The organism is Streptomyces sp. NPDC029292 (assembly GCF_055569295.1).
The window spans coordinates 41,292-66,677 of sequence record NZ_JBVHXR010000022.1 but is presented as its reverse complement, the minus strand read 5'-3'; the positions used below and the strand labels follow the sequence as shown (position 1 = coordinate 66,677).

At 71.1% G+C, this 25,386-nt stretch carries 23 protein-coding genes; 13 read left to right on the top strand and 10 right to left on the bottom strand.

Annotation, left to right across the window (positions count from 1 at the left end; genetic code table 11):
- Nucleotides 1–164 precede the first annotated feature (164 nt).
- Nucleotides 165–677: an EF-hand domain-containing protein gene (locus ACZ4WS_RS37555; RefSeq protein ID WP_467987448.1), complete on the top strand. Its 513-nt coding sequence runs from the start codon at nt 165–167 to the stop codon at nt 675–677.
- Between the two features lie 39 nt (nt 678–716).
- Here the strand turns inward: ACZ4WS_RS37555 and ACZ4WS_RS37550 are convergent, their stop codons facing one another.
- Entirely contained in the window at nt 717–2,234 is a 1,518-nt protein-coding gene (locus ACZ4WS_RS37550) for a class I adenylate-forming enzyme family protein (protein ID WP_467987446.1), read from the bottom strand.
- Between the two features lie 144 nt (nt 2,235–2,378).
- On the opposite strand from ACZ4WS_RS37550, the gene ACZ4WS_RS37545 reads away from it, so the two are divergent.
- The 4 genes from ACZ4WS_RS37545 (at nt 2,379) to ACZ4WS_RS37530 (ending at nt 6,600) form a co-directional block, all read left to right on the top strand.
- Complete coding sequence (locus ACZ4WS_RS37545) at nt 2,379–3,566, top strand: amidohydrolase family protein (protein ID WP_467987445.1); 1,188 nt, start codon at nt 2,379–2,381, stop codon at nt 3,564–3,566.
- Nucleotides 3,566–4,720: an acyl-CoA dehydrogenase family protein gene (locus ACZ4WS_RS37540; RefSeq protein ID WP_467987443.1), complete on the top strand. Its 1,155-nt coding sequence runs from the start codon at nt 3,566–3,568 to the stop codon at nt 4,718–4,720. Before ACZ4WS_RS37545 ends, ACZ4WS_RS37540 begins: the two co-directional genes overlap by 1 nt.
- Nucleotides 4,721–4,730: 10 nt before the next feature.
- The gene (locus ACZ4WS_RS37535; RefSeq protein WP_467987442.1) at nt 4,731–5,660 is read left to right on the top strand and encodes an acyl-CoA dehydrogenase family protein; all 930 of its coding nucleotides are present in this window, start codon (nt 4,731–4,733) and stop codon (nt 5,658–5,660) included.
- Between the two features lie 478 nt (nt 5,661–6,138).
- Nucleotides 6,139–6,600, top strand: coding sequence for an ATP-binding protein (locus ACZ4WS_RS37530; RefSeq protein WP_467987441.1), 462 nt, complete (start codon nt 6,139–6,141; stop codon nt 6,598–6,600).
- A 454-nt stretch (nt 6,601–7,054) separates the two neighbouring features.
- On the opposite strand, the gene ACZ4WS_RS37525 is transcribed toward ACZ4WS_RS37530, so the two are convergent.
- Nucleotides 7,055–7,981, bottom strand: coding sequence for a cyclase family protein (locus ACZ4WS_RS37525; RefSeq protein WP_467987439.1), 927 nt, complete (start codon nt 7,979–7,981; stop codon nt 7,055–7,057).
- Nucleotides 7,982–8,077: 96 nt separating this feature from the next.
- Between ACZ4WS_RS37525 and ACZ4WS_RS37520 the strand changes: the two genes are divergently transcribed.
- From ACZ4WS_RS37520 to ACZ4WS_RS37510, 3 genes are all read left to right on the top strand, one after another.
- Nucleotides 8,078–8,989, top strand: a complete 912-nt coding sequence (locus ACZ4WS_RS37520; RefSeq protein ID WP_467987438.1) for an SDR family oxidoreductase — start codon at nt 8,078–8,080, stop codon at nt 8,987–8,989.
- A 181-nt stretch (nt 8,990–9,170) separates the two neighbouring features.
- A complete protein-coding gene (locus ACZ4WS_RS37515; protein ID WP_467987437.1) occupies nt 9,171–10,313 on the top strand; it encodes an acyl-CoA dehydrogenase family protein in 1,143 nt (380 codons plus the stop codon).
- A 26-nt stretch (nt 10,314–10,339) separates the two neighbouring features.
- Nucleotides 10,340–11,389, top strand: a complete 1,050-nt coding sequence (locus ACZ4WS_RS37510; protein WP_467987436.1) for a Zn-dependent alcohol dehydrogenase — start codon at nt 10,340–10,342, stop codon at nt 11,387–11,389.
- Between the two features lie 165 nt (nt 11,390–11,554).
- On the opposite strand, the gene ACZ4WS_RS37505 is transcribed toward ACZ4WS_RS37510, so the two are convergent.
- Entirely contained in the window at nt 11,555–12,580 is a 1,026-nt protein-coding gene (locus tag ACZ4WS_RS37505) for a GlxA family transcriptional regulator (protein WP_467987434.1), read from the bottom strand.
- 71 nt (nt 12,581–12,651) lie between these two features.
- Between ACZ4WS_RS37505 and ACZ4WS_RS37500 the strand changes: the two genes are divergently transcribed.
- Entirely contained in the window at nt 12,652–13,959 is a 1,308-nt protein-coding gene (locus ACZ4WS_RS37500) for an MFS transporter (protein WP_467987433.1), read from the top strand.
- 22 nt (nt 13,960–13,981) lie between these two features.
- Here the strand turns inward: ACZ4WS_RS37500 and ACZ4WS_RS37495 are convergent, their stop codons facing one another.
- Nucleotides 13,982–14,617 (bottom strand): flavin reductase family protein, encoded by a 636-nt coding sequence (locus ACZ4WS_RS37495; protein WP_467987432.1) that lies wholly within the window; start codon nt 14,615–14,617, stop codon nt 13,982–13,984.
- Between the two features lie 151 nt (nt 14,618–14,768).
- On the opposite strand from ACZ4WS_RS37495, the gene ACZ4WS_RS37490 reads away from it, so the two are divergent.
- Nucleotides 14,769–15,731, top strand: a complete 963-nt coding sequence (locus ACZ4WS_RS37490; protein WP_467987431.1) for a hypothetical protein — start codon at nt 14,769–14,771, stop codon at nt 15,729–15,731.
- Nucleotides 15,732–15,844: 113 nt separating this feature from the next.
- On the opposite strand, the gene ACZ4WS_RS37485 is transcribed toward ACZ4WS_RS37490, so the two are convergent.
- The 3 genes from ACZ4WS_RS37485 to ACZ4WS_RS37475 all read right to left on the bottom strand — a co-directional run bounded on the left by ACZ4WS_RS37485 (nt 15,845) and on the right by ACZ4WS_RS37475 (nt 20,366).
- On the bottom strand, nt 15,845–16,687 hold the full coding sequence (locus ACZ4WS_RS37485) for an enoyl-CoA hydratase/isomerase family protein (protein WP_467987430.1): 843 nt from the start codon (nt 16,685–16,687) through the stop codon (nt 15,845–15,847).
- Between the two features lie 79 nt (nt 16,688–16,766).
- Complete coding sequence (locus ACZ4WS_RS37480; protein WP_467987429.1) at nt 16,767–18,992, bottom strand: acetate--CoA ligase family protein; 2,226 nt, start codon at nt 18,990–18,992, stop codon at nt 16,767–16,769.
- Between the two features lie 171 nt (nt 18,993–19,163).
- On the bottom strand, nt 19,164–20,366 hold the full coding sequence (locus tag ACZ4WS_RS37475; RefSeq protein ID WP_467987428.1) for a flavin-containing monooxygenase: 1,203 nt from the start codon (nt 20,364–20,366) through the stop codon (nt 19,164–19,166).
- Between the two features lie 396 nt (nt 20,367–20,762).
- On the opposite strand from ACZ4WS_RS37475, the gene ACZ4WS_RS37470 reads away from it, so the two are divergent.
- Entirely contained in the window at nt 20,763–21,170 is a 408-nt protein-coding gene (locus ACZ4WS_RS37470; protein ID WP_467987427.1) for a Zn-ribbon domain-containing OB-fold protein, read from the top strand.
- Between the two features lie 31 nt (nt 21,171–21,201).
- A complete protein-coding gene (locus ACZ4WS_RS37465; RefSeq protein ID WP_467987426.1) occupies nt 21,202–21,810 on the top strand; it encodes a GNAT family N-acetyltransferase in 609 nt (202 codons plus the stop codon).
- 119 nt (nt 21,811–21,929) lie between these two features.
- Here the strand turns inward: ACZ4WS_RS37465 and ACZ4WS_RS37460 are convergent, their stop codons facing one another.
- Complete coding sequence (locus tag ACZ4WS_RS37460; RefSeq protein WP_467987425.1) at nt 21,930–22,589, bottom strand: pyridoxine/pyridoxamine 5'-phosphate oxidase; 660 nt, start codon at nt 22,587–22,589, stop codon at nt 21,930–21,932.
- A 40-nt stretch (nt 22,590–22,629) separates the two neighbouring features.
- On the bottom strand, nt 22,630–23,643 hold the full coding sequence (locus tag ACZ4WS_RS37455; protein WP_467987424.1) for a zinc-dependent alcohol dehydrogenase family protein: 1,014 nt from the start codon (nt 23,641–23,643) through the stop codon (nt 22,630–22,632).
- A gap of 132 nt (nt 23,644–23,775) precedes the next feature.
- Here ACZ4WS_RS37455 and ACZ4WS_RS37450 point away from each other — a divergent pair, with 132 nt between their 5' ends.
- Nucleotides 23,776–24,126 carry an ArsR/SmtB family transcription factor gene (locus ACZ4WS_RS37450; protein ID WP_467987422.1) on the top strand — a complete coding sequence of 117 codons (351 nt, stop codon included), beginning with the start codon at nt 23,776–23,778 and terminating at the stop codon, nt 24,124–24,126.
- Here the strand turns inward: ACZ4WS_RS37450 and ACZ4WS_RS37445 are convergent.
- Nucleotides 24,097–25,275 (bottom strand): thiolase C-terminal domain-containing protein, encoded by a 1,179-nt coding sequence (locus tag ACZ4WS_RS37445; RefSeq protein WP_467987421.1) that lies wholly within the window; start codon nt 25,273–25,275, stop codon nt 24,097–24,099. The genes ACZ4WS_RS37450 and ACZ4WS_RS37445 overlap by 30 nt on opposite strands.
- Between the last annotated feature and the right edge of the window lie 111 nt (nt 25,276–25,386).

The window sequence follows — 25,386 nt, the reverse complement described above, 5'->3', positions numbered from 1 at the left end:
GGTCCGCGACGCAACGCCACACACTTGTCCCAGAATTCCCGCAGTCTTGGTACAACCGTCGTTTTCCCGCTCCCGGGGTGGCACCGGCGTCGTACGCTCCGTCCCAGATGAACCCCCAGTCCGGCGGAGAGTCCGGCTGAGATGTAAGGCGGTCCGAACACACCATGGTCAGCACCGAGTACGAGCGCAGGATTGCCGCCCGGTTCGCCGGCTTCGACCAGGACGGCAACGGCTATATCGACCGGGAGGACTTCAGCGCCGCTGCCAAGGCGGTCCTCGCCGAGTTCGGTACGACGGCCCGGTCGGACAAGGGCCAGGACCTGTACGTCGGCGCCGAGGCGTTCTGGCAGGGCATGGCAGGGATAGCGGACCGGGACGGCGACCAGCGGATCACGCGCGAGGAGTTCGTGAGCGGCGCGGTGAAGCGGCTGCGTGACAACCCCGAGCGGTTCGCCGAGATCGCCCGCCCCTTCCTGCACGCCGCCCTCGCCGTCGCGGACACCGACGGGGACGGCTCGGCCACGGTCGACGAGACCGCGCGCGTCCTCAAGGCCCTCGGCGTGAGCGAGGACATCGCCGCCGTCGCTGCCGCGACCCTCGACACGGACACCGACGGCCGGATCGGCGAGGCGGAGGTCGTGAGCGCGTTCGCCCGTTACTTCACGGTGCCTGAGTGAATTCACGTGCCCAAGCGAATGCACGGTGCCTGATGAACATCACGGTGCCTGAGTGAACCTCTGTGAGTAGCGCTCCCTCAGCTTGTACTTGAGCACCTTCCGCAGCGTCTCGTTGCGCGGAAGGCCGTCCACCACCTCCACCTGCTCCGGCAGTTTGTGCACGGACAGCCCTTCCGCGCGCAGATACGAGGTCACGGCCGCCAGCGTCAGCTCCTCGGCCCCCGGCGGCTGTTCGAGCACCGCGCAGACCCGTTCCCCGCGCTCGGCGTCCGGCAGCCCGATCACCGCCGCGTCGGCCACCCCCGGGTGCTGATGCAGCAGATCCTCGATCTCCTTCGCCGATATGTTCTCGCCCTTGCGGATGATGACGTCCTTCAGACGGCCGGTGAGCACCAGATGCCCGCTGTCGGTCAGGTGCCCGACGTCCCCGGTGATCAGGAATCCGTCCGCGTCGAAGGCCTCGGCGGTCTGCTCCGGGTTCAGATACCCCTGGCAGACGGCTTCCCCCCGTAGCCGTACCTCGCCGTCCACGATCCGTATCTCCATCCCCTCCGGCGGCCGCCCCTCCGTCGTCGCCAGGTTCTCCACCGTGTCGTCCGGCGACCCCATCGTGATCATCGGGACCTCGGTCATCCCGTACCCGTGGGTGAGCTGCACGCCCATCTCCCGTACGACGGAGTGGTACACCTCGGGCGGCTTGGGCGCCCCGCCTCCCGCGAGGAGCCGCAGCGTCGGAATCACGGGGCGACCGGGTTGCTTGCGCTGCTCGGTGAGGAACATCGAGTAGAAGGCCGTGGAGCCGCCGGCCACCGTCACCCCGTGTGTGCGGTAGCCCTCCAGGGCGGCGGGCAGCGCGAACTGCTCGAACATGACGGCGGGGAAGCCGTACAGCAGCAGCATCACCGTGTAGTCGGGCCCGGCGATGTGCGCGTAGGGGAAGGCCATCGAGCCCACGTCGGCGGCGGACAGGTGCAGCGCGTGGGCGAGACACGAGCCGCCCGCGATGAGCGAACGGTCGGTGTGCAGGACTCCCTTGGGATCCGAGGTCGTGCCCGAGGTCCAGTAGATCCAGCGGACCGAGGTGCCGTTGGAGGGCGGGGAGGGGAGCACGGAGGGATCGCCGTCCGGCAGCATGTCGTACGCCTCGAAGACGCCCTTCGCGCCGAGCCGCCGCGCCATCGCCGTGTGGTCGAAGCCGCGCCACTCGCCCGGTACGGCGAAGTACTCGGCCTTGGACTCCCGTAGCGCGAAACCGACTTCGCGGTCGCGGTAGAACGGGATGACCGGTGACTGTACGGCGCCGAGGCGGGCCAGCGCGAAGGACAGCAGCGCGGTCTCGATGCGGGTGGGCAGCTGCCAGGCGACCACGGTGCCGGGGCGTACGCCCATGTCGTACAGGCCCGCCGCCACCCGCTCGGCGCGGTCGCGCAGCTCGCCGAAGCTCAGGGAGCGGTCGTCCTGGAGGAGGACGGGCCGGTCGGGGGTGAGGTCGGCGCGACGGACGACCAGTTCCCAGAGCGTGCGCGCGGCACCAAGGGCGTGTGCGGAGTCGGTCACTTCATGCCCCCTGTAGCTGACGGATAGTCAGATCGTGGGCAGAGCGTAGGGCTCACCGCCTTGTCGGTCCATAGGCGCGGGGCTAGCCTGCTTGTGGACATGAATCTGACGGGTCATCAGATATGTACCAGGCGGAGGGGAACCATGACCGAACTGCCCCGCATCATCAGCGTCGACGACCACGTGATCGAGCCCGCGCACCTCTTCGAGACCTGGCTGCCGCGGAAGTACCGGGAGCGCGGGCCGCAACCCCTCACCGCCGGAATCGGTGAACTCGCCTACATCGCAGGCAAGTACCGGATCACCATGGACCCGGAAGGGCCGCCCACCGACTGGTGGATCTACGAGGGCCTCAAGTTCCCGTACAAGCGCAACATCGCCGCCGTCGGCTTCGACCGCGACGAGATGACGCTGGAGGGCATCACGCGCGCGGAGATGCGACCCGGCTGCTGGGACCCCGTCGAGCGCCTCAAGGACATGGACCTCAACCACGTCGAGGCCAGCCTCTGCTTCCCCACCTTCCCCCGCTTCTGCGGCCAGACCTTCGCCGAGGCGCACGACAAGGAAGTGGCCCTGGCCTGCGTGCGGGCGTACAACGACTGGATGGTCGAGGAGTGGTGCGGCGGCAGCGGAGGCCGGCTGATCCCGCTGTGCCTGATCCCGCTGTGGGACATCGACCTGGCGGTCGCCGAGATCCGGCGCAACGCGGCCCGGGGCGTGAAGGCCGTGACCTTCTCGGAGATCCCCACCTACCTGGGGCTGCCGTCGATCCACTCCGGCTACTGGGACCCGTTCTTCGCCGTCTGCCAGGAGACCGGCACGGTCGTGAACATGCACATCGGCAGCAGCAGCCAGATGCCCGCCGCCTCACCCGACGCGCCGCCCGCCGTCCAGGCCTCGCTCAGCTTCAACAACGCGATGGCCTCGATGATGGACTTCCTGTTCAGCGGCGTGCTGGTGAAGTTCCCGGCGCTCAAACTCGCCTACTCCGAAGGGCAGATGGGCTGGATCCCGTACGCCCTGGAGCGCGCCGACGACGTCTGGCAGGAGCACCGCGCCTGGGGCGGGGTCCGCGACCTCATTCCCGAGCCCCCGTCGACGTACTACTACCGGCAGATCTTCTGCTGCTTCTTCCGCGACAAGCACGGCGTGGCGTCCCTGGACGTGGTCGGCCGCGACAACGCCACCTTCGAGACCGACTACCCCCACGTCGACTCGACCTTCCCGCACACCAAGGAGGTCGCCCTCGACCATGTGAAGGGCCTCGACGACGAGACCATCCACAAGCTGATGCGCGGCAACGCGATCCGCATGCTGGATCTGGACCTCTAGTGGATCTGGCGTACAGCCCTGAAGAGGACGACTTCAGGGCGCGACTGCGCGAGTGGCTCGCCAAGGTGCTCCCGTCGCTGCCCCCGAAGCCGTCGCCCGACGACTGGCCGGGCAGACGGGCGTACGACCTCGGCTGGCAGCGGATGCTGTACGACGCCGGGTACGCGGGGCTGCACTGGCCCGTCGACGCGGGCGGCCGGGGCGCCACCCCCACCCAGCACCTCATCTACCTGGAGGAGACCGAAAAGGCGGGCGCCCCCTACGTGGGGGCCAATTTTGTCGGGCTGCTGCACGCCGGGCCGACGATCGCCGCCGAAGGGACCGCCGCACAGCGGGCGCGCTGGCTGCCGCCCGTGCTGCGCGGCGAGGAGGTCTGGTGCCAGGGCTTCAGCGAGCCGGACGCGGGCTCGGACCTCGCGGCACTGCGCACGCGCGCGTGGCGGGACGGCGACGACTACGTAGTGAGTGGGTCCAAAATCTGGACCTCCCACGCGGAGGTCGCGGACTGGTGCGAGCTGCTGGTCCGGACCGACGCCACCGCTCCCAAGCACCGGGGCATCTCATGGCTCGCGATGCCCATGGACGCGCCGGGGATCACCGTCCGGCCGCTGCGCACGCTCGCGGGCTCCACCGAGTTCGCGGAGGTCTTCCTCGACGAGGTGCGCATACCGGTCGCCAACCGCGTCGGCGCCGAGAACGACGGCTGGCGCGTGACCATGGTGACCCTGTCGTACGAGCGCGGCACCGCCTTCGTCGGAGAGGTCGTCGCCTGCCGCCGGGTGCTCGGCGAACTCGCCCGCGAGGCCCGCGAGAACGGCCGCTGGGACGATCCGGTGCTCCGGCGGCGGCTGGGCAGGCTCAACGCCGAGTTCCGCGCGCTGTGGCGGCTCACGCAGTGGAACGTCAGCGAGTCGCAGAGGACCGGGGGAGTGCCCGGCGTCGGCGGGTCCGTCTTCAAGCTGCGGTACTCCCACGCGCGCCAGGAGCTGTACGACGCCGCCGCCGAGGTGCTCGGTCCCGACGCCCTCGACCTGGAGCGGGAGTGGACCCTCGACCGGCTCTCGTCCCTGTCGTACACCATCGCGGCCGGCACCTCGCAGATCCAGCAGAACATCGTGGCCGAGCGGATCCTGGGCCTTCCGAAGGGACGGTGACGTCTTCCCCGTGGACTTCCAACTGAGCGACGACCAGCGGGCGTTGAAGGCAGGCGTGCGGGAACTGCTGACCGCCCGCTTCGGTCGCGACCGGCTGCGGGCCGCCGTGGACGACGAGCCGCCGGGTCTCGACCGGGCGCTGTGGCGCGAGCTGGGCGAGGCCGGGTTCTTCGCGCTGCGGCTGCCGGAGGCGGACGGAGGGGTCGGACTCGGGCTCCCCGAGGCGGTGTTGGCCTTCGAGGAGGCGGGGCGGGTGCTGCTCCCCGGACCACTGATCGCGACGCATCTCGCGGCGGGCGTGGTGGACGGGGCGGCCACCGGGGAGGTGGTGGTGGCCGCCGTCGACGGGGGGCTGGTGGAGTGGCTGGCGGAGGCGGATGTCGTACGGGGGGACGCGGCGGGCGCCGAGCCGCTGCGGTCGGTGGATCCGCTGACGCCGGTGCACCGGGTGCCCGCTTCCGTTTCTCCGGCGGGCGACCCCCTGGCCACGCGGGCCGCCGCCGGGGACGTACTCCTCACCGCACTGCTCACCGCGCTCCTCACCTCCGCCGAACAGCTCGGCACCGCCGCCCGTACCTGCGAGCTGGCCGTGCAACACGCCCGGACGCGTGAGCAGTTCGGGCAGCCGATCGGGGCGTTCCAGGCGGTGAAGCACCTGTGCGCGCAGATGCTGGTGCGGGTGGAAGTGGCGCGCGCGGCCGTGTACGCGGCCGCCGTGTCCGCCGACCCGCTCGACGTCGCGGCGGCCCGGCTGCTCGCCGACGAGGCCGCCGTGCGCGGCGCCCGCGACTGCCTCCAGGTGCACGGCGGCATGGGCTTCACCTGGGAGTCCGACGTCCATCTGTACCTCAAGAGGGCGTGGCTGCGGACACAACGTACGGGCGGCGCCACACAGAGTGAGCATGTGTTGGCCGACGACCTGCTGACCCAAGGGGCCTAAAGGGGCTCTGTACAGGGAAGGTCCGGGAAGCGCCCGGCGAATGTCGCGGATCGTGGCATACCGGAATTACAGAGCGTTGATATCGGGTTGTGTCCTACGCGTGACTTGTCACGGCCTGGAGTCGGCGCCGTGCTCCGGTACCTTGTGTGGGATGCGAGTGGTTCCGAGACTGAGCCATCCCGGTGTTGCCTCTGAGGCGGCTCCGGACGCGGCGATGCACGCCGCTCGCAAGGCAGGGCGGACCCCCGCGCCTGCCTGTTCGACTCCCCGTGGCGAGCGTCGCACAGTATGCCGCACGCGTACTCCTTCGCGCTGGAATATGCCCGAAGCGCTTGTTGGGGTGACTGTACGTCAACCATGCTGTCTCGCAAGGAAATCACGTTCTGTGATCCTTGTTCTGGCCATGCAGAAAATGGCTACGATCGTGGCCCTTGTGAGGCGCGAGGCGATGTGTCCGCCGGTTCGGATGGTGTGAGCGGTGCAGGTGCTTCAAGTGCAGCTGGAGATCGGGCCCGATCCCGCGGAGGTGGGGCGAGCCCGGAGGTGGGCCCGTTCGCGGCTCGCCGGGTCCGGGATAGGGGCCGATGAACCGCTCGCCGAGACGCTGATCCTGCTCGTCTCCGAACTCGTCACCAACGCCGTGGTGCACACCGGCTGTCCGGCCGTGCTGCGGCTGTGTCTGCAGGGCGGAGCCGAGGCCGCCACCGTCCGCCTGGAGGTGGCCGACTCCAGCGCCCGGCCCCCGACCCCCCGGCACGCCGAGGGCGACGAGACCAACGGCCGCGGCCTGGAACTTGTCGACGGCCTCGCCGACCGCTGGGGTTGGAATCTCGAGGGTGCGGGCAAGCGCATCTGGTGCGAGGTGGACCGCTGTACGCCGGGTGCGACGCCGGCGGTCGCGTATCCGGCGTACGAGGACTTCGCGTACGAGGCCGTCTAGGGCGGCAGGTCCTGTCGGGCCGAGTGCCGGGCTGGGCGCACGAGTTCGCGCATGTATGCACGAACTCCGTTCACGGGGCCTCGGCTGCGGCTGAGTGCGCCGGGACGTGCTTCTGTGCGCGCCGCCGCAAATCGTTCGATAAGTGATAAATCCCCGACCGGGTGTTGACGTGGCGTGTCCGTTTGATCACGCTTGTGTTCAGCGATTCGCCGCGAGGGGACGGCGAGGGTTCCGGTGACGGGAGCCCTCGGCGAGTGCGGGTCGCGATTCGGCGTCGGCTCCTACGGGGTCAGAGGGGCAGGGTGGGTGCGCCGGAGCCGGATGGCGGCGCGCGGTGCCGTGCTCGGGGCGAGGTGGGGGCACCTCCCGCTCGAGCGCAGTCGAGAGTGGGGGAGGCGCGCCGCCAGCCGACCCATGTCCGCAAGGCGCCTGCAGCATCTATGTCCGCAGATGCCTACAGCAGGGCGACCGGTGCCACCGGAGTCCCCGTGCCGCCCACGAACGGTTCGGGCATCGCCGACAGCAGGAAGGTGTAGCGCCGCTCTTGTCCACAGGCTGTGGACAACTCTTCGAGATTCCAGTTCTGGCCCTGCAGCATCCCCATCTCGACCAGGTCGAGCGCGTGCACGGGCAGCCACAGGTCCTCGATCTCCGGCGGAAAGATCTCGAAGGTGAGGGTGTCGTTCGCGACGGCCGCGACATCGCGCGCGTGGAACCACTCCGGGGTGCGCACGGAGAGACCGGGCGACGGATACCCGTACCCCTGCTTGTCGCCCGCGAGATACACCTGGACCTGCCCCGTCCGTACCAGCACGATGTCGCCGGACCGTACGCGCGTGCCCGCCAACTCCTCCGCCGCGTCGAGGTCTTCGGGTGTCACGGCATGCCCGCCATCGAGCCGGTCGGTGCCGCGCGCCCGTGCCACGTCGAGCAGCACACCCCGCGAGACGATGTGCCGCGGCTTGTCGATGCCGCTGAACTCGGCTCCGCCGTGCGGGGTGATCGAGCCGGCCGGGCGGCCGTTGTAGAGCTTCCCGGAGTGGGAGACATGGGTGAGCGCGTCCCAGTGGGTCGCCGCCTGGAGCCCCATGGTCACGGCGTCGTCGCTGCACGCCACGGTGCCAGGGCCGAAGATCTCCTGGTTGATCTGCACCATGACATGGAGCGGATTGACCCGTCCGGGGATCATCCCGGTCTGGACTCCGTCCTGCTGGAGCGGGAGGGCGAGGGGGACGCGGCGGCCGGTGCGCACGGTGGCGGCGGCCTCGCGCACGACCTCGTCGGTGATGAGGTTGAGGGTCCCGATCTCGTCGTCGGACCCCCAACGCCCCCAGTTGTTCACGCGCTTGGCGATGTCGTGGAACTCGTCCGGCAGTGACATGAGTCCTCCCCGGGGGCTTGCCGCCAGGTATCTGACGGGTCGTAGAATCCGAGTTGAATCTAACGGACCGTCAGAAACTGCGGGAAGGGGCCGGGCGTGGGGAACTTCTTGGCAGGCAAGATCATCGCCGTCACGGGGGCGGGACGGGGGATCGGCCGCGCGGTCGCCCTCGCCGCGGCGGCCCAGGGCGCGCGCGTCGTCGTCAACGACTACGGCGTGTCCATCGAGGGCGCCGAGCCGACGAGTTCCGTCGCCGATGCCGTGGTCAAGGAGATCGAGGCGGCGGGCGGGGACGCGGTCGCCGTGGCCGACGACATCTCCACGATGGCGGGCGGGCAGCGGATCGTCGACACCGCGCTGGCGTCGTACGGGCGCCTCGACGGCGTCGTGTGCGTCGCCGGGATCCTCCGCGAGCGGATGCTCTTCAACATGTCCGAGCAGGAGTGGGACCCGGTCGTCGCGACCCATCTGAAGGGCACGTTCACCGTCTTCCGCGCCGCCTCCGCCGTGATGCGCAAACAGGGCTCGGGCACGCTGATCGGCTTCACCAGTGGCAACCACCAAGGGTCCGTCTCCCAGGCCAACTACAGCGCCGCGAAGGGCGGGATCATCTCCCTAGTCCGCAGCGCGGCACTCGGGCTGCACAAGTACGGGGTGACGGCGAACGCGGTCGCGCCCGTCGCCCGTACGCGGATGTCCGCCAACGTCCCCATGGAGCTCAAGGAGATCGGCGAGCCGGAGGACGTGGCCGCGCTGGTGGTCTACCTGCTGTCGGACCGGGCTCGGGAGGAGCGGATCACCGGGCAGGTGTACACCATCGCCGGTCCGAAGATCGCGGTGTGGGCGCAGCCGCGGGAGCTTCGGGCGGGGTACGCGGACGGGGCCTGGACTCCTGAAAAGATCGCGGACTTTCTGCCGGGGACGGTGGGGGTGGATCCGATGCCGCTGCTGGAGCGGGTGGAGGCGATGGCTCGGGCCGCGGCGGAGGGGGCGCGGCCGAATGGGTAGCCGCGGGTGCCAGGTGCTGTCGGAGCTGTCGTAGCTGCGGGCAATCGTGCCGCTGGGGCGGCACCCGTCCCACAGGGAGCGGCACCTCGTCGGCGCCGAGCAGCGCACCCACCCCGAGTTCAGCACCAGCGCCGGGCAACCGGGCGCGAGACGTTCACTGGCCCAACCCAAGGCGGCAACCGTGGAGTTCGGATTCGGCCCGGAGGACGAGGCGTTCCGCAAGGAGGTGCGGGCCTGGCTGCGAGCACGCCTCGCCGGGACCCCGGACCGCCGGGACTGGGAGCGCGAGCTCGGCCGCGGCGGCTGGATCGGCCTCGGCTGGGACGAGGACGGCTACGGCAACCGCACCGCACCGCTCACCCAACAGGTCGTCTGGGCCGAGGAGTACGCCCGTGCGAAGGCCCCCGCCCGCTCGGGCCACATTGGCGAGAACCTCCTCGCCCCCACCCTCCTCGCCCACGGCACACCCGAACAGAAGCACCGCTTCCTGCCCCCGATCGCCCGAGGCGAGGAACTCTGGTGCCAGGGCTACAGCGAGCCCGGCGCGGGCTCGGACCTCGCGGGCATCCGCACGACCGCCGTACGGGACACCGACACGTACCGCGTCACGGGCCAGAAGATCTGGACCTCCCTCGCCCACGAGGCGGACTGGTGCTTCGTACTCGCCCGTACGCAACCGGAATCGACCCGCCACCACGGCCTGTCCTTCCTCCTCGTCCCGATGGACCAGCCGGACCGCATCGAGGTCCGCCCGATCCGCCAGCTGACCGGCACGAGCGAGTTCAACGAGGTCTTCTTCGACGGAGCGCTGGCACACGCCGGGCACCTGGTCGGCGGCGAGGGCAACGGCTGGCGCGTCGCGATGAGTCTCCTCGGCTTCGAGCGGGGCGTCTCGACGCTCGCCCAACAGATCGGCTTCGCCGAGGAGTTGGGGCGGGTCGCGAAGGCGGCCGTGGCGAGCGGCGCGGTCGCCGATCCCGTCGTACGCGACCGGCTGGTACGTCAGTGGGCGGAGCTGCGGACCATGCGCTGGAACGCCCTGCGCACGCTGGGGAGTTCGGCGGACGCGGGGGCGCCGAGCGTGGCGAAGCTGCTGTGGGGGCGCTGGCATCAGCGTCTCGGTGAGCTGGCGGTGCAGGTGCGGGGGGCCGGGGCCGCGGTGGGCCCGGCGGACTGGTCGACTGCCTCGCCGTACGAACTGGACGCGTCCCAGCACCTGTTCCTGTTCAGCCGCGCCGACACGATCTACGGCGGCTCGGACGAGATCCAGCGCACGATCATCGCCGAGCGCGTGCTCGGCCTGCCAAAGGAACCCCGGGGATAGCCCCGGGACAGAGGGGAGTCGGCGCGATGCGAGGCGTGATCTTCGACGGGAAGCAGACCCAGGTCGTGGACGATCTGGAGATACGGGATCCAGGACCCGGCGAGGTGCTGGTCGCGATCTCCGCGGCCGGGCTCTGCCACAGCGACCTCTCTGTGGTGGACGGGACCATACCGTTCCCCGTTCCTGTGGTGCTCGGCCATGAGGGCGCGGGCGTCGTGGAGGCGGTGGGACTGGGCGTCACCCATGTCCAGCCCGGCGACCATGTGTCGCTGTCCACGCTCGCCAACTGCGGGGCCTGCGCCGAGTGCGACCGGGGGCGGCCGACGATGTGCCGCAAGGCGATCGGGATGCCGCAGCAGCCGTTCGCGCGGGGCGGGCAGCCGCTGTACCAGTTCGCGTCCAACTCGGCGTTCGCGGAACGGACGGTGGTGAAGGCGGTCCAGGCGGTCCGGATCCCGAAGGACATCCCGCTGACGTCCGCCGCGCTGATCGGGTGCGGGGTCGTGACGGGCATCGGAGCCGCGCTGAACCGCGCACGCGTGGACCGGGGCGACAACGTCGTGGTCATCGGCACCGGCGGCATCGGGCTCAATGTCATCCAGGGCGCGCGGATCGCGGGCGCCCTGAAGATCGTCGCGGTCGACTCCAACCCGGCGAAGGAGTCCGTGGCCCGCCAGTTCGGCGCGACACACTTCCTGACCTCGGCGGACGGGGTGAAGGACATCCTGCCCACCGGCGCGCACCACGCCTTCGAGTGCGTCGGCCGCGTCGAACTCATCCGCCAGGCCATCGACTTGCTCGACCGGCACGGCCAGGCGGTACTCCTCGGCGTTCCCCCGGCGACCGCCGAGGCGTCCTTCCTCGTCTCGTCCATGTACCTGGACAAGTCGATCCTGGGCTGCCGCTACGGCTCGTCGCGGCCTCAGCGGGACATCGCGCTGTACGCGGAGCTGTACCGCGAGGGGCGTCTGCTGCTGGACGAGCTGGTGACGGCGACGTACCCGGTGGAGGACTTCGACAAGGCGGCGCAGGACGCGCACGAGGGGCGGGTGGCGCGGGCGGTGCTGACCTTCTGAGCTTCTGGCCGTCTGGTTTTCCGGCCCTCCGGCCCTCTGGCCGTCTGGCCCTCTGGCCCTCTGGCCCTCTGGCCCTCTGGCCGTCTGGCCGTCTGGCCGTCTGGCCGTCTGGCCTTCCGGCCGTCTGGCCCTCCGGTCTTCCGGAACTTCTGGGCTTCCGAGGGCTCAATTCCCCGTAGCCGACACGGTGTTCGTGGCGTCCGCGCCCCCGGATCGGAACGTGCGCCGGTACGCGGTGGGCGTGACGCCGAGCGCCGCCTGCAAATGCTGCCGCATCGACTGGGGCGTGCCGAAGCCGACGTCACGCGCCACTTGGTCGATCGACAGGGCGCTGTCCTCCAGCAGGTGCCGGGCCCGTTCGACGCGCTGCTGGGTGAGCCATTGGCCGGGGCTGATGCCGACCTCCTCGCGGAAGCGGCGGGTGAAGGTGCGGACGGACATCGACTCCTGTGCGGCCATGTCGCGCAGCTGGATCGGCTTGTCGAGGCGGCCGAGGGCCCACGCGCGGGCGGCGGTCGTGGTGGCCGCCTGCGGCTCCGGCACCGGGCGCTCGATGTACTGCGCCTGGCCGCCGTCGCGGTGCGGCGGTACGACGGTGCGGCGGGCCACGTCGTTGGCGACGGCGGTGCCGTGGTCGCGGCGTACGAGATGGAGGCACAGGTCGATCCCGGCCGCGACACCGGCGGAGGTGAGGACGTCGCCGTCGTCGATGAAGAGCACGTCGGCGTCGACCTTGATCCTGGGGAAGAGCCGCTGGAAGTGCTCGGCCTCGGCCCAGTGGGTGGTGGCCGGGCGGCCGTCGAGGTATCCGGCGGCGGCGAGGACGTAGCTGCCGGTGCAGATGGAGACGAGGCGGGTGCCGGGGCGGATGTGGGCGAGGGCGGCGGCCAGCTCGGGGGTCAGGACGCCGTCTTCGTAGACCGGGCCGAGCTCGTACGAGGCGGGGACGACGACGGTGTCGGCGGTGGCCAGCGCCTCCGGTCCGTTCTCGACGAGGACGGCGAAGTCGGCGTCGGTCTCGACGGGGCCGGGCGGCCGGGCGGAGCAGGTGACGACCTCGTACAGGTTCCGCCCTTCGGCGTCCCTGGAGCGCCCGAAGATCCGCTGGGGGATGCCGAGTTCGAAGGGCAGCAGCCCGTCGAGGGCGAGGACGACGATGCGGTGCCGGCGGAACCTATCCTGAGGACCCATGGCCCGATCCTAGCGAATGCTGTCCTTCGGGCCACTCGTTCGGGGAGATTCCAGCCGCCAAGCTCTATGCCGTGACCCAGACAATCGAAGGTATCGCCACCACACCGGAGCCCGCTGTCCCGCGGCGACAGCGCATCCACCGTGCGTGGTTCGTCGCCGCCGTCACCTTCGTGACGATCATCGGCGCCGCGGCCTTCCGTTCACTGCCGGGGCTGCTGATCGATCCGCTGCACCAGGAGTTCCACTGGTCGCGCGGCACGATCGGCGCGGCGGTCTCGATCAACCTCGCCCTGTACGGTCTGACGGCGCCCTTCGCGGCCGCGCTGATGGACCGCTTCGGCATCCGGCGCGTGGTCGCGTTCGCCCTGGTCGTGATCGCGCTCGGCTCGGGCCTGACCGTGTGGATGACGGCCGCATGGCAGCTGCTGCTGTGCTGGGGGCTGCTGGTGGGGCTCGGGTCCGGTTCGATGGCCCTGGCCTTCGCGGCGACGGTCACGAACCGCTGGTTCACCCAGCGGAAGGGCCTGGTCACGGGCATCCTGACGGCGGCCTCCGCCTCCGGGCAGCTGATCTTCCTCCCGCTCCTGTCCTGGATCGTCACGGAGCACCACTGGCGTCCGGCCGCGGTGACGGTGTCCCTCGCGGCGCTGGCGGTCGTCCCCTTCGTCTGGCTGCTGCTGCGGGACCACCCGGCGGACGTGGGCCAGAAGCCGTACGGGGCGACGGAGTTCGTGCCGAAGCCCGAGCCGGTTCCGGGCGCGGCCCGCCGCGCGGTCACGGTCCTGGCCTCCGCGGTCCGCACCGGCCCCTTCTGGCTCCTCGCCGGTACCTTCGCGATCTGCGGCGCCTCGACGAACGGCCTGATCCAGACGCACTTCGTGCCCGCGGCCCACGACCACGGCATGCCGATCACGGCGGCGGCCTCGCTCCTCGCGGTCATCGGCGTCTTCGACGTGATCGGAACGATCGCCTCCGGATGGTTCACCGACCGCTTCGAACCGCGCCGCCTGCTGGCGGTGTACTACGCCCTGCGCGGCATCTCGCTGCTCTTCCTCCCCGTACTCCTCTACCCGACCGTGCACCCGCCGATGATCTTCTTCATCGTCTTCTACGGCCTCGACTGGGTCGCCACGGTGCCGCCCACCCTGGCCCTGTGCCGCGAACAGTACGGCGAGGACAGCGCCATCGTCTTCGGTTGGGTCCTCGCCTCCCACCAGGTCGGCGCCGCCCTCGTCGCCTTTCTCGGCGGTGTCGCGCGGGACACCTTCGGCTCCTACGACGTGGTCTGGTACGCCTCGGGCGCGCTGTGCGCGGTGGCGGCGCTGATGGCGCTGGTGATCCGGCGGCGGCCGGTGGCGGTGGTACCGGCCGTGGCCTAGCTAGCCGTCGCCTGGCCGTGGCCTAGAGGAAGCGCCCCTTGTGGAACAACAGGGGCGCTTCGTCGGCGTCGCTCGTCCCGAGGGCATCCACCCGTCCCACCACGATGAGGTGGTCGCCCCCGGTGTGCACCGCGTGGATCGTGCAGTCGATCCAGGCCGCGGCGCCCGCGAGGCGGGGGGAACCGGAGACGGGCGCAGCGTCGTACACGACTCCGGCGAACTTGTCCGCGCCGCTCACCGCGAAACCACGGCAGAGCTCGCCCTGGTGTGCCCCGAGGACGTTCACGCAGAAGACGCCCGCGCGGGCGATGCGCGGCCAGGTCGTCGACGTACGGCCGACCATGAAGCAGACCAGCGGGGGGTCCAAGGAGAGGGAGGAGAAGGACTGGCAGGCGAAACCGGCCGGGCCGGCGCCGTCCTCGGCTCCGGCCGCGGTGCCGCGCCCGCCGTCTGTGGCCGGTGCGGTGACCACGGTCACTCCGGTCGCGAAGTTCCCCAGTACGCGCCGGAATTCGGTCTGATCGAGCGGCGCCCGCTCGTCCTCGCGGACCGCGCGCAGATCCGGGCGCGGCAGCGCCTCGACGGGCCCCGCGACGGTGGGGGCCCCGGCCGACCTGAGATAGCGGACGGCGGCGGCGGCCATCCCTGCGTGTCCCATCACACCAACCATTGAAGCTGACGGTGTGTCAGATGGGAAGGGGTGCGGGGCGTGCAAGGGACCTGTATGGGGCCCTCCCGGCTGCCGGACGAGCCACACCTGGAGCAGCCTCCCCCGCAGCCCCTGCAACCCCCCGCGTATCTTTCGTCCCATGGGGTGGGGAAACACATGGCGGCCCAAGCGCTCCCGGCTGAGCTGGGCGAACACCGAACTGAACGCCGCCGCGGCGGTGTGCGCGGCGCAGCTCGCGGTGGCCGGTGCGATCTGGTGGGTCGGGACGTTCGACGACGACTCCCACGGCGTGGGGTCCGGCGGCGGACTCGCCGCCGTGGGGCTGCTGTGCATGCTGGTCTTCGGCCCACTGCTCCTCGCCGTCCTGGGCCTGCTGCACGCGGCGGCGCACACGATGCCCGCCGCCACGCTCGCCCGCCTCGCGACCCGGCGCGTTCCCGGCCCCGAAGGGGCGTGGCACCTGGCGTTCGCCGTCGTGCTCGGGGCGCTCTGGGCTGCCGTGGCCGTCGTCCTCGGCGGGGTCTCGCCCACCGGCACGACAGCACTGTCGATCGCGGCGTCCGGTGTCCTGCCCGCACTCGGCGTCGGCTACGTCCGCAGGCGAGAGCGGGTCACGGGCCGCGTGCCGCGCAGCCGCCGCATCTGGACCCGCTCGGCGCTCGCGTCCCTCGGCGTGTGCGTGCTGGTCGCCGTCGGGGGCGCGGTGGGCCTGTCCACCGGCCTGATCAAGGAGTACGAGCCCCCGAAGCTCTCCGCCGAGCAGCTCGCCGGGGTCTGGCGGGGCGACGACGGCGCCGTACTGCGGCTGGCCCGCGGCGGACGGGCCGAACTCACCGCGGTGCCGTTCCCCGTCGATACCGCGGGCTTCCCGGACCATGACGACACCCCTTGCGGGGGCAGCGGCAGCTGGTCCCTCGACACCGACGGCCGCGGCGAGGCCTATACCGGCATCGACACCGCCCGGGACATCGTCGTCCTCAGCGTCGCGCGGTGCGGCCGTCAGGTGGCGTGGGCGATCGGCGGCACGGAGAACAGACCTGAGCTGTACGTCCTGTTCGGCGACCCGGACTCGGGGACTTTGCGGATCCTGAAGCGGGACTGACGCAGCGCCTGGGTCTGAGCGTGGGTCTGCGCTTGAGCCTGCGCTTGAGCCACGCCTGCGCCTGCGCCTGAGCCATGCCTGCGCGTGAGCTGCCTCAGGCGTCGGCGCCCGACTCAGCGGCCCCTGTACTGGGGACTCCGCCGCTCCACGAAGCTCGCCACTCCCTCGTTCGCGTCCGCCGTCGTCATGTTGATCTCCTGCGCGGCGGCCTCGGCGGCGAAGGCGGCGGCGCGGTCGGCGTCCAGGGAGGCGTTCACCAGCTGCTTGGTGAGCGCGAGGGCGCGGGTCGGGCCGGTGGCCAGGCGCTCGGCCCACTCGCGCGCGGTCTTCTCCAGGTCGTCCGGCGGTACGACCCTGTTGACGAGGCCGATCCGCTGCGCGTCCACGGCCGTCAGTGCGTCGCCGAAGAACATCAACTCCTTGGCCCGCTGCGGCCCGACGAGGCGGGGGAGCAGATACGCGCCGCCGCCGTCGGGGACGAGACCGCGGCGTACGAACACCTCGATGAACTTGGCCGGTTCGGCCGCCAGCACCAGATCGCACGCGAACGCGAGGTGCGCGCCGATCCCCGCGGCCGTGCCGTTGACCGCCGCGATCACCGGCTTCTCGCAGTCGAGGACGGCGGCGATCAGGCGCTGGGCGCCCAGCCGGATGGTGCGGGCGACGTCGCCGGTCACCCGTTCCCCGGTCCCGGTCGCGGGCGCCCCGCGCAGGTCGGCGCCCGCGCAGAAGCCGCGGCCCGTCGCGGTGAGGACGACGGCCCGCACGCCGGGGTCGGCGGATGCCTGCGCGAGCAGCGCGATCACGCGCTCCCGCTGGTCCCAGGTGAGGGCGTTCATGGCTTCGGGACGGTTGAGGGTGATCCACGAGACGGCATTGTCAGTGGCGTGACGTATCAATGAGTCGAGGGATTTTTCAGGAGAAGTCTCAGGGGACTCACGGGGGGAGTCGGGCATGGAGGTGCTCCGTTTCGTACGAGGAGGGGTGAGCCTCGTGCGGCGCCACAGGCGGGCGCGCAGGAAGCGGCGTGACTGCTCAGCGGCACACCACCAGCGCGTCCAGGGCCACCGCTCCCTGCCCCCGGGGCAGCACCATCAGCGGGTTGATGTCCAACTCCGCGATGTCGTCACCGAGTTCGAGCGCCATACGCTGTACGCGAAGGACGACCTCGACCAGTGCGTCGATGTCGGCGGGCGGCGCCCCGCGCACCCCGTCGAGAAGCGCCCGCCCCCGCAGCTCGCCGAGCATGGCCCGCGCCTGGTCGTCGCCGAAGGGGGGCACGCGGACGGCCGCGTCCCGCAGGACCTCGACGAGGACCCCGCCGAGCCCGACGGTCACGGTCGGCCCGAAGAGATGGTCGTGGGTGACGCCCACGACCATCTCGACGCCCCGCTCGACCATCTGGCAGACGAGCACCCCGTCCAGCGAGATCCCCTCGTAACGCGCGATGTCGGTCAGCTCGCGATAGGCGTCCCGGACCTGGCTGGCGGAGGTCAGCCCGATCTTCACCAGGCCGAGTTCGGTCTTGTGGGCGATCTGCGCGCCGGAGGCCTTCATCACGACGGGGTAGCCGACGAGGCTCGCCGCGCGCACGGCCGCCGCCGCGCTGGTCACCAACTGCTCGCGCGGCACCCGGATTCCGTACGCGCGCAGCAGCTGCTTCGCCGCGTGCTCGCTCAGCTGCTGCCCGGGACGCATCAGCGCCTGCGCCTTGCGGAAGGAGGGCGAGGGGGTGCGCGGCGCCTCGTCGAAGGGAGAGCGGTACGAGGCGGTGAACCGCGCGTGGTCCAGGTAGGCGCGCACGGCGGTGATGCAGTTGGCGAAGGTACGGAAGGTGGCGACCCGGGAGGATCCGAGCAGCGTCTCGCGGTACGCGGCCTCCGTGCCGACCGGCGACCCCCACACCACGCACACCAGCTTGTCCGTCTGCTCCGCCGCGTCCACCAGGTCCTGCGCGAGCTTGTCGCTCATGGGCGGGAAGGGCCCGGTGATGGGGCAGATCAGCACGCCCACCGCCGGGTCGGCGAGGATCGCGTCGATGATTTTGCGCCCGCGCCAGTCGCCGACCGGATGCCCGCCGTTGTCGACGGGATTGGCCACGTTCAGGTACTCGGGTATCCACTGGTGCAGCTCGGCCTGCTTGGCGTCCGAGAGGACCGGCAGGGGCAGTTCCGCCTCGCTCGCCAGGTCCGCGAAGTGCGCGCCCGTGCCGCCCGAGATCGAATAGACGACGACTCCGTCGGCGCGCGGGGCGCCGGCCCGCGCCAACAGGGCAGCGGTGTCCTGGAGTTCGTCGAGTCCGTCGACGCGGATCACGCCGTACTGCCGCATCGCCGCGTCCACCACCGTGTCGGCGCCGGTCAGCTTGCCGGTGTGTGAGGCGGCCGTGCGGGCGCCGGTCTCGGTGCGGCCGACCTTGACCGCGACGACGGGCACCCCACGCCGGGCGGCGCGGTCGGCGGCGAGCAGAAAGGCGCGGCCGTCCTTCAGCCCTTCGACGTAGCAGGCGATGGCGCCCACCTCGGGCTGCTCGGAGAAGTAGGAGATGAAGTCGGCGGTCTCCAGGTCGGCCTCGTTGCCGGTGGGTGCCCAGTGGGAGAGCCGCACCCCCAGCTCCTGCATCGCGAACACCGGCCGTCCCTGGTGCCCGGACTGCGTGATGAGCGCGATCGCGGGACCGTCGAGATCGTCGCGGAACTTCTCGAAGGCGTTCAGGTTGGTGTTCGGCCCGAGCAGCCGCAGCCCGGAGCGGGCGACGGCGGTGGCGAGCCGGGCCTGCGCGACGGCCCCCTCGGCGCCCGTCTCGGCGAACCCGGAGGCGAAGGCGACCGCGAACTTCACCTTGGCCTCGGCCAGTTCCTCGATCACGGGAAGGGGGTCGGCGACAAGGAGCACGGCCAAGTCCACCTGCTCAGGCAGGTCTCCGACGGAAGGGGCGCAGGGTATGCCGAAGACGGACTGACGGGTGGGGTGTACCGGGTGCAGCCGGGCGCCGACCCGCTCGGCCCAGCCGATCAACTGCCGTGTGATGCCGGTGTTCGGCCGTCCCTCGGCGTCCGAGGCGCCGATCACGGCCACGGATTCGGGACGGAAGAAGCGGTCCAGATCGGGGAAGTCGGCGTACAGCGGGCGCCCGCTGACGTCCAGGTCGTCGACTTCGGCCGGCCGGCCGTGCACGACCGGTGAGGGTTGCTCGCCGCAGGCGATGACCCGGGCCCGGCGGGAGTCGGTGGTGAGGGTGCCGTGGGTTGATCCAAGCATCGGTCCGCCCGCTCCTGTGTGACAGCCAATTAACTGACGCAGTGTCAGATTACTTAACTGACGCCGTGTCAGGAACCGTTGTGCAGGCAAAGACGTGTGGCGGGCACCTTGGTGGTACCCGCCACGCGGCGGAGAGGAACCCTTGAGGGTTGGTACGACAGGGGGCCGGGGTCAGCGTGCGGCCGGTGACGGTTTCCGTGTCGTGGAGTGGCGGGCGACCGCCTTGGCGATCTTCTCGGCGTCGAGGGCGAGTTCGCGGAGCATGCCGCTGATGGGATTGACGTAGCCGCTGAAGAAGAGGCCGGGGGCATTGTCAGGGCAGTGGGCCCCGTGCACGACCGGATTGCCGCGGCCGTCGAGTACGCCGAGGTGCCCGACGACGCTCTCCAGCGCCCGCCGGTAGCCGGTCGCGGCGATCACCACGTCCGGGCCGATCCGCTTCCCGTCGGCGAGGGCGACCTTGCCGTCCTCGAAGCCGTCCACCGCGGCCACGATCTCCACCTGCCCCTTGCGGACGGCGTCGATGAGACCGACGTCCTGGACCGGGATGGAGCCCTCGTTCACGCGGGAGTAGAGCCCGGTGTCCGGGCGGGGCAGCCCCTGCGCCGCCAGGTCCGGCACGCTGAGCTTGGCCATCGGCCCGGCGAGGCGGTCGACGAGGCGCACCGGCAGCCGACGTACGAGAATGCCCGTGAACTGGGCGGCCCACCCGGCCGTCGAGCGGCGCACGATGTGCGGGGCGGTGCGAACGGACAGCCGCACCCGTTCGGCGCCGCCCTCGATGAGGTCGACGGCGATCTCGGCGCCGGTGTTGCCGACGCCGACGACGAGAACGTCACGGCCGGTGTAGGGGGTCGGGTTGCGGTAGTCGCCGGCGTGCAGGAGTTCGCCGGTGTAGGTGTCGCGGCCGGGCCAGTCGGGGACGTGGGGGGTGTGGTTGTAGCCGGTGGCGACGACCACCGCGCTGCCCGTCAGCTCCCGCCCGCCGGTGGCGTGCAGCAGCCAGGAGTCACCGGCGCGTTCGATGCGCGAGACCTCGACGCCCGTGATGATTTCCAGCTGGTGGTACTCGGCGTACTTCTCCAGGTAGCGCACCACGTTGTCCCGCGACACCCAGCGCCCGAACGAGCGGGGCATCGACAGCCCCGGCAGCGCGGACAGCCGTCGCGTGGTGTGCAGGTGCAGCCGGTCGTAGTGGCGTCGCCAGGACGCCCCGACCTGGTCGGACTTCTCCAGCACCACGGCCCGTACGCCCTGGGCGCGCAGCGCGTACGCCGCCGCGAGTCCGCCGGGGCCGCCGCCGATCACGTACACGGGGCGGTCTTCGTGGGACGGCACCGTGCGGGGCGTCGGGGTAGCAGTCGAGTCGGCCATGAGCGCGAGCGTAATCACGTCCTCACTTGATAGGTCTCGGTCAAGACCGGAATCGGTTGCGAACTGATCACGGCTGTAGGAGGAGTGGGTGGGGCTGGTGGCGTAGGTCACTTGGTTGTGGCGGAGGCGTGGAGGAGTGGGCGTACGCCCCTTGCGGCGGTGCGGAGTCGGCGGTGTACGCCTCCTGTGGTGGTGGCGAACCGGCGGTGTACGCCTCTTGCGTGAGCGCTCCCCGTGCGTTGAACTGACGTACCGTCAGAAAGTGAAGGGGGCGCGGTTCATGGACACGATCTGGCTCAGCGGGGCGGAACGGCCGGCCGTGCTCCGTGTCGGGCTCGGGCTGTTCGGGATGTCGTGGCAGACGTGGTCGCTGGACAGCGCGATCGGGCTCTTCTCGTGAGCGGCGCGCGCTTCGACCTGCCCGAGGCGGATGCCTTCACACGGCCGTACTGGGACGCGGCGGCCGAGGGGCGGCTGCTGCTCCGCCACTGCGCCGCCTGCGACCGCGCCCACCACTACCCCCGGGAGTTCTGCCCCCACTGCTGGAGCGAGGACGTGCGCTGGCGGCCCGCGAGCGGGCGCGCCGCGCTCTACACCTGGTCCGTCGTCCACCGCAACGACCTCCCGCCGTTCGGCGAGCGCGTGCCGTACGTCGCCGCCGTCGTCGACCTCGCCGAGGGCCCGCGGATGATGACCGAGGTCGTGGGATGCGCGGAGACGGCGCTGCGGATCGGGATGGCGCTGGAGGTGACGTTCCGCGAGGCGGGGGACGCATGCGTGCCCGTGTTCCGGCCCCGGGGGTGATTCGTACGCGCGGACGGGTTTCAATGGCTGGATGGCCGAGGTCCACGAGCGGTACGCCGTCCACCCCTTCCCCGAGCTGCGCGGGCACGGACTGTGGCTGCGCGCCTGGAACGCCGAGTCCGACGTCGATGTCGCGGCGTATCTGCGCGGGCTGTCCGACCCGGAGTTCCAGCGCTGGAACACGCCGCTGAAGATCATCCGGGATATCGACGGCGCCCGTGAGTCGCTGCGCTCGCGCGCCGAGAGCGCGAGGGAGGGGACCGGGGTCTCCTTCTGCGTCACGGACGCGGACACCGGCGCGATCCTCGGCCACATCGGCGTCAACGCGATCGACCACGTCATGAGCCGCGCCATCGTCGGCTACTGGGTCCTGCCGGAGGCCCGCGGCCGCAAGGTCGCCACCCGCGCCCTGGCCCTCGCCTCCCGCTACGCCTTCACCGACCTCGCCCTGCACCGCCTGGAACTGGGCCACGCCCTCGGCCACGACGCGTCCTGCCACATCGCCGAGAGCTGCGGATTCCGGTACGAGGGGACGCTGCGGGGCTCGATGTTCGAGGCGGGCCGGCACGACGCGTTCCGGGATGAGCATCTGCACGGGCGGCTGGCCACGGATCCCGAGCCGACCGTTTCCCTCACGTGAGGCTGCAAGGGGGTCATAAAACGGGGGCGCCGCACGGCGGGCCCACGGGACCATGACGCATGGCGCTCACTTCTCGCAGCTGGCACCTCACCCATGACCTGATTTCGCGACGTACGACTTCACGGCCACAGCAGCTCTTTGACCCAGCCCCCGTCCTCGGTGCGGCGGTAGGTGAGCCGCACGTGCCGCCGCCGGGCGTCCCCCTGGAAGAACTCCACCTCGTCCGGGCGGAGGCGGTAGAGGGTCCAGGTGGGGACGGGGGCGTCCGGTGTGAGCTGCGCCTGCGACCAGGCCGCGTCGGACGCCCGCTCCAACTCCTCGTACGAGGGCAGGACTTCGCTCTGGTGGCCCACCAGGGCGGCGGCCAGCGCACCCGTGGAACGGGCGTGCAGGTCCGCCTGGCCCTCCGCCGGCGGCGCGACGGTGACGGGGCCACGGAGACGGACCTGCCGCCCCTGCACCGGCCAGTAGAAGCCGAGCGACGCGTACGGGCGGGCGGCCAGCTGCCGCCCCTTACGGCTCGTCGCGTGCGACGCGAACGACCAGCCCTGCGCGTCCGCCCCGTGCAGCATCACCGTCCGCACGTCCGGCAGCCCGTCCGCGTCCACCGTCGCCAGCGACACGGTGTGCGGCTCGGTCTGCCCGGCCGCCACCGCCTCCGCGAGCCACCGCCCGAACAGGGGCAGTGGCTCGTCGGGCGCCGCGCCCGGGTCGAACGAGGGCAGCTCCGTGTCCCACACCCGCAGCGACCTCAGCAGCTCATGAAGATCCGGTTCCATGGGCTTGAGTATCGCTCGGGGGTCCGACAGGGCCGCGCCCTCACCGCGCCGTGCGCGGAACGGTGACGACCACCTTGCCGACCTGGCTGCCGGCTTCGAGGTAGCGGTGGGCGTCCGCGATGGCGTCGAGGGGGAAGGTCTTGTCGATGACCGGCGTCAGGTCTCCCTTGGCCAGTCCGTCGAGGACGAAGTCGACGGCCTCGCGGCGGCGCGCGTCGTCCTGGGTGATCTCGTGCAGGGTGTAGCCGCGGAGCGTGAGGTGCTTGAAGAGGACCTTCCCGATGTCGAGGGGGCTGGGATCGGCGACCAGCGTCCCGTAGAGGATGATCGTCGCTTCGTTGGCGGCGGCCGTGACCAGGTCGGCCAGGGCCGGGCCGCCGACCGGGTCGAAGATCACCCGGGCGCCCTTGCCGTCGGTCAGCTCCAGCACCCGGGCGACGACGTCCTCCTCCGCGGTCGCGATGACCGCCTCCGCCCCGGCGTCCAGGAGCTGCCGGCGCTTGGCGCCCGTACGGGTCAGTGCCACCGGCCGGGCACCGAGCATGCGGGCGATCTGGATCGCGGCGAGCCCGACGCTGCTGGACGCGGCCGGGATCAGCACGGTGTCTCCGGCGCGCAGACCGGCCAGGTCGACGAGGCCGCCGTAAGCGGTGATGAACATCATCCAGATCGAGGCGGCGTCCTCGAAGGAGAGGCTCTCGGGGTGGGCGACGACCGCGTGCGCGGGCGCGAGAACGCGTTCGCCGTGCACCGGGTAGTCGGTCATGGAGAAGGACGGCACCACGCTGACCGCCTCGCCGACCGCCAGGCTGGTGACACCGTCCCCGACGGCCTCGATCTCGCCGGACGCCTCGTAGCCGATCCCCGAGGGGAGGACGGGATCGGTGCCGTACTGGCCCAGGCGGAACAGGGACTCGGCCCGGTTCAGCCCCAGAGCCCGGGTACGGATGAGGACTTCGCCCGGCCCCGGCACGGGAACGGGGACGTCCTCCAGGCGCAGGACGTCGGGTCCACCGGTCCGGTGGAAACGCACGGTGCGGTTGTTGGCGCTCATGCCTCCACTAGAACGCTTATTACGAAGGCTGTCAAACTTTGATGTTCATCGACCTTTGATTGCGGTCGATGTATGATGGATTCATAACCTGTCGGATGGGCGATCCAGCAGTCAGGAGTGAGGAGAGGGCCGGTGGCTCGCACCAGCAGTAGTCGGACGGTCGAGCACCCCGTCGCGGGCGAGATCACTCTCCAGGCGGTGCTGGAGGCCCTCGTCGACCCGGTGCGGCGCAGCATCGTGGCCCAGCTGTACCAGGCTCCGGCGGACATCAGCTGCGGGAACTTCGACATCCCGGTGGCCCGCTCCACCGCGACCCACCACTTCATCGTCCTGCGCGAAGCCGGAATCATCCGCCAGTACTACGTCGGCACGTCCCGCATGAACGCCCTGCGCCGCGACGACATCGACGGGCTCTTCCCCGGCCTCCTCGAGACCTGCGCCCGCGACTACCGGTCAGCCTCGCCCCAGCACCACCGTCCCTGACGAGCAGAACCACCCGCCCGTCCCCGAGGCCACCGCCAGCCCCGGCAGCCCCCCGTCGGGCTTCCGCACCTGCCGCCCCTCGCCCGCCTCCCCGCGCAGCTGCCGCACCGCCTCCACCAGCAGGAACAGCCCCCGCATCCCGGGGTGTTGAGCCGACAGCCCGCCCCCGTCCGTGTTCACCGGAAGCTCCCCGCCCACCAGCAGCCGGCCCTTCTCGGCGTCCACGAACGCCCCGCCCTCACCCTTCGCGCAGAACCCCAGGTCCTCCAGCGTCACGAGCGTCATGTACGTGAAGGCGTCGTAGATCTCGGCGAGGTCGATGTCCTGAGGGCGCACCCCCGCCCGCTCGAATGCCAGACGTCCGCTCACCGCCGCCGGGGACACCGTGAAGTCCGCCCACTCGGACATCGTCGTGTGCGAGACGTGCTCCCCGGTGCCCAGGACCCACACCGGCGCCGTACGGCAGTCGCGTACGTACTCCTCGGCCGCCAGCAGGACCGCCGCGCCGCCGTCGGAGCGGATGCAGCAGTGCAGCTTGGTGAAGGGGTCCGCGATCATCGGGCCGGACAGGACGTCGTCGACGGTGATCGGGTCGCGGAACATCGCCTCCGGGTTCGCCGCCGCGTTCGCCCGTGCCTGGACGGCCACCGACGCGAGCTGTTCCAGCGTCGTGCCGTACTGGTGCATGTGGCGGCGCGCGGCCATCGCGTACTTGGCGATGAGCGTGTGGCCGTACGGGACCTCGAACTGGAGCGGTCCCCGGGCGCCGAAGGACAGGTTGCCGGTGCGGCGGCCCGCCTTGATGTCCGCGCGAGCCGTCGACCCGTACACGAGCAGGACGGCGTTCGCGTGGCCCGCCGCGATCGCGTCGGCCGCGTGGGCCGCCATGACCTCCCAGGTGGAGCCGCCGACGGAGGTGGAGTCGGCCCAGGTGGGCCGCAGACCGAGGTACTCGGCGACCTCGACCGGGGCCAGCGTGCCGAGCCCGGCCGACGCGAAGCCGTCGATCAGCGACCGGTCCAGGCCCGCGTCCGCCACCGCCCGCCGGGCCGCCTGCGCGTGCAGCGCGTACGGCGTCGCCTCGTCCACCCGGCCGCAGTCGGAGAGGGCGACACCCACCACGGCCACCTTGCGCTTCCCCGGAGTCATAAATCTGACGGTACATCAGATAAGGGGGAGTGCGGGAGGTCGTCGCGCCTCTGTGCATCTGTCTGGCACGGCCCTAACATGACGCCCCGTCAGATCCAGGAGCTGGGGAAC